This window comes from Haloarcula sp. Atlit-120R (assembly GCF_003665885.1).
GTDB classification, from domain to species: Archaea; Halobacteriota; Halobacteria; order Halobacteriales; family Haloarculaceae; genus Haloarcula; species Haloarcula taiwanensis.
The window spans coordinates 1-458 of record NZ_QPLN01000090.1 but is presented as its reverse complement, the minus strand read 5'-3'; the positions used below and the strand labels follow the sequence as shown (position 1 = coordinate 458).

Annotated in this window: 1 protein-coding gene; it reads right to left on the bottom strand. The window is 68.6% G+C overall.

All coding sequences use genetic code 11. The features are described from left to right. Positions 1–458: cobalamin biosynthesis protein (locus DVK01_RS21360; protein ID WP_199722421.1), on the bottom strand; the 458-nt coding region annotated here is incomplete at both ends.

Genomic DNA, 458 nt, shown 5'->3' with positions numbered 1-458 from the left:
CGTCGTAGCGCTGCTTTTCGACGACGAGTTCGTGGTCGCGGCCGCCGGCGATGGCGCTCGCCTCGGCGATGCCGGGCCAGCCGATGAGTTCCTTCGACCGCGAGGGGGTCGGCCCTTCGAACTCGGTCAGCGTCTCCTTTTCGAAGTAGACGACGCCCGCGCCGATTTCCTCGGCCGCGTCGAGCATCCCCGGTTCGTCTGCCTTTCGCGTGCCGGTCGCGACGAAGTCGACGTCGTCCCAGTCGCAGTCGGCGTCGTCGAGCGCTTGCTCCCACGCCGTCAGGAACTGCGCTTTCTTCGCGCCGGAGACGCTCCCGGTTCCGAGGACGACGCCGTCGTCGCCGTTGCGCTTCAGGACCGTCACGTCGTCGTCGACGAGGACCGCCTTCGGGCCGTCGAGTCGGGCGACGGGACCGAGTTCGTCGTTGAGGACGGCGAGGTTCGTCGCCACGGTCGAA